Source organism: Streptomyces sp. NPDC057438 (assembly GCF_042802995.1).
Taxonomy (GTDB): Bacteria; Actinomycetota; Actinomycetes; order Streptomycetales; family Streptomycetaceae; genus Streptomyces.
This window is the reverse complement of record NZ_JBHVDD010000189.1, coordinates 1-2,414: the sequence shown is the minus strand read 5'-3', so window position 1 is coordinate 2,414 and position 2,414 is coordinate 1. Positions and strand designations below refer to the sequence as shown.

4 protein-coding genes are annotated in these 2,414 nt (G+C 70.9%); 2 read left to right on the top strand and 2 right to left on the bottom strand.

Annotated elements, in window-relative coordinates; translation table 11 throughout:
• Positions 1 to 191: 191 nt before the first annotated feature.
• Positions 192 to 605: a hypothetical protein gene (locus ACFU5F_RS42235; RefSeq protein WP_383898988.1), complete on the bottom strand. Its 414-nt coding sequence runs from the start codon at positions 603 to 605 to the stop codon at positions 192 to 194.
• On the bottom strand, positions 602 to 1,408 hold the full coding sequence (locus ACFU5F_RS42230) for a class I SAM-dependent methyltransferase (protein ID WP_383898986.1): 807 nt from the start codon (positions 1,406 to 1,408) through the stop codon (positions 602 to 604). The genes ACFU5F_RS42235 and ACFU5F_RS42230 overlap by 4 nt, the downstream gene beginning before the upstream one ends.
• Before the next feature lie 270 nt (positions 1,409 to 1,678).
• On the opposite strand from ACFU5F_RS42230, the gene ACFU5F_RS42225 reads away from it, so the two are divergent.
• Together ACFU5F_RS42225 and ACFU5F_RS42220 are read left to right on the top strand one after the other, a co-directional pair.
• On the top strand, positions 1,679 to 1,981 hold the full coding sequence (locus ACFU5F_RS42225; protein WP_383898984.1) for a hypothetical protein: 303 nt from the start codon (positions 1,679 to 1,681) through the stop codon (positions 1,979 to 1,981).
• An 87-nt stretch (positions 1,982 to 2,068) separates the two neighbouring features.
• On the top strand, positions 2,069 to 2,374 hold the full coding sequence (locus ACFU5F_RS42220) for an ArsR/SmtB family transcription factor (RefSeq protein WP_383898989.1): 306 nt from the start codon (positions 2,069 to 2,071) through the stop codon (positions 2,372 to 2,374).
• The last annotated feature ends 40 nt before the right edge of the window (positions 2,375 to 2,414 follow it).

Here is a 2,414-nt window from a genome sequence, read left to right as displayed (position 1 = left end):
CCCCTGTTGCCGGGCACCGGGGCCGGGGATTTTGGCCTAGCACGCCGGCCGCGCGGTGGGCGCGGCCCCGTGCCCCGGGGGCGGGGGCCACCGCCGGCCGGCCCGCGTACCACGCGGGCCGGACGTCGCGTTCGCCGGACGGGTTCGAGGGGTGCGTGTGGGAGAGGTGCGGCTGCGGCAGCCGGGTGCCGCTACTGCTCCGGGGGGCGCGACGGACGTACGGCCAGCAGAGGGCGTGGAGGGCGGCGTCCTTGCCGCAGGCCCTCCGCCAGCCAGTTGGCCAGTGCCTCGGCCTGCACCGGGTCCGTGAGCGGGCCGAAGGCCAGGGCGGGTCCGAGCGGCGTACGGTCTGTGGTGCACGGCTGGATCACCACGCGGTGGCCGGCGCGCGGTACCTGGTTGCCTTCGTGGTGCGGGCAGTGCAGATGCCGTCCCAGGCAGCCGGTGGCGACCAGCAGCCCGCAATGCACCTGCCGGGGCGCGGCGCGCAGCGCTTCGAGGACACGGCCGTCCCCCGCGCCGCAACCTTCCTCGGCCCGGCAGACTGCGGCCGTGAAGCCCTCGGCAGCCGGCTGGGCGGCGGTGTGATGCGGCCTCCGGGTCATGCCACGGCCGTTCCGGTCAGGATCCGCACGTCCAGGTCCGTCACCGACGCTGCCTCCAACGCGGCGGTGAAGTGCGCGCGGATGCTTTCCACGGCGGCCGGGGCCAGCCCGGTGAGCAGGGCGCGGGTGCCGCTGCCCACCGCCAGATCCCAGGCGCCGGCAGGGGTGAGCGGCACTGCGAAGTCTCGGCGTACGACCTGGGGACTGCTCAGGCCCAGGCCCTCCAGCCAGCAGGCGAGGCCGTGGGGGGTGTCGATCCGGGCCAACTGGTCCGACTGGGGCGACCCCGGCCACTCGCGCTCCGTCTCGACCGCGGCCTTGAACGCCTGTCCCCAGCCACCGAGGGCCCCCTTCTCCCACACGGTCACCGCAAGCCGCCCACCTGGCCGCAGTAGAGCCCCGAGCTTGGCGGTGTCGCGGTCCATGTCGGGGAAGAAGAACACGCCCAGGGCGCACTGCACCAGGTCATAGCCGCCGTCCGGTGCTTCCCACGCCGTCACATCGTGCTCGTGGAACCGCAGGTTCCCCAGGCCCTCTTCCCCCGCGCGCCGCTCGCCGATGGCCACAAGGGCCCCGGAAAGGTCGACCGCGTCGACCAGTCCGCCGGGGCCGACCATACGAGCCGCGGCCAGTGCCGATGCCCCGGCCCCGCAGCAGGCGTCGAACACCCGCTCGCCGAGCGAGGGAGCCGATACCTCCGCCGTGGCCTGCCCGACCTGGTCCCAGAGCATGGGCGACCAGCCGTGGAACTCCTCAGCGCCTGCGCTGAACACCTCTCCGATGGTGGTCTGTTGCTCGGTCATGGGGGACCCCCGAGTAATAAAAACGATTGTCGTTATCGCCAACCTACTCCCGAAGGTGCCCCCTGGGCACCCTCGGGTGGGGATTCGAAGCGGCGGCTCCAGTCTCAACGGTTGTCGCCCTCGAGTGCGCCCGGAAGTGGAGATGGGGTTGCCTGTGTGCGGATTGCCCGAGGAGGCCCTGTCACGTATGCACAGATCGCTATATGTTAATGTCGCAATAGATCGCCCGGTACGAGACCACGGGCGACCAGAGACATGCAAGGAGCTTCCATGACCACCGCCACCGACCACCGCACGCACGAGGATCACGTGCACGCCCATGGCGAGAACTGCGGACATGTCGCCTTCCCGCACGGCGACCACACCGACTTCGCGCACGACGGTCACCTCCACCGGGCCCATGGCGATCACGTCGACGAGTGTGCCGCTGTCGGCCACGCCGCCCATGACGGTCACGACCATCAGCACGGCGAGGGGTGCGGGCATGTCGCCGTGCCGCACGGGGATCACACCGACTACGTGCATGACGGCCACCGTCACGCCGCCCACGAAGGCCACTGGGACGATCACTGACTCCGCCCGTAGGGGGTGCGGCGTCACGCGTGTCGCTCCCTAGCGGCAGTGGGAACCATTGCCATATGCTAATATTTGCATGTGACGATGCCCTCCCCTTCTCCTGCGGATGATCCGCTGCAGTCCCTGCAGGCGGCGAGTGACCTGCTCCGCGCCCTGGCGTCGCCTGTGCGTGTGGGCATCGTCCGCGAACTGGCCGAGGGCGGGAAGTGTGTGCACGAACTGGTGGCCGCGCTGGGCGTGAGTCAGCCGCTGGTCTCCCAGCATCTGCGCGTTCTGCGTACCTCCCGGATCGTCACGGCCCGGCGCCAGGCCCGCGAGACGCAGTACAGCCTCACCGACGACCATGTGGCGCACATCGTGTTGGACGCCATCCGGCACGCGCAGGAATAGAGGCTACGCCCGAAACGTCGACGGCCGCCCGGCTTCCCGC

Bases quoted from the DNA above. Each gene is read 5' to 3' on its own strand.
- ACFU5F_RS42235 (WP_383898988.1), bottom strand. From the start codon at position 605: ATGACCCGGAGGCCGCATCACACCGCCGCCCAGCCGGCTGCCGAGGGC.
- ACFU5F_RS42230 (WP_383898986.1), bottom strand. From the start codon at position 1,408: ATGACCGAGCAACAGACCACCATCGGAGAGGTGTTCAGCGCAGGCGCT.
- ACFU5F_RS42225 (WP_383898984.1), top strand. From the start codon at position 1,679: ATGACCACCGCCACCGACCACCGCACGCACGAGGATCACGTGCACGCC.
- ACFU5F_RS42220 (WP_383898989.1), top strand. From the start codon at position 2,069: ATGCCCTCCCCTTCTCCTGCGGATGATCCGCTGCAGTCCCTGCAGGCG.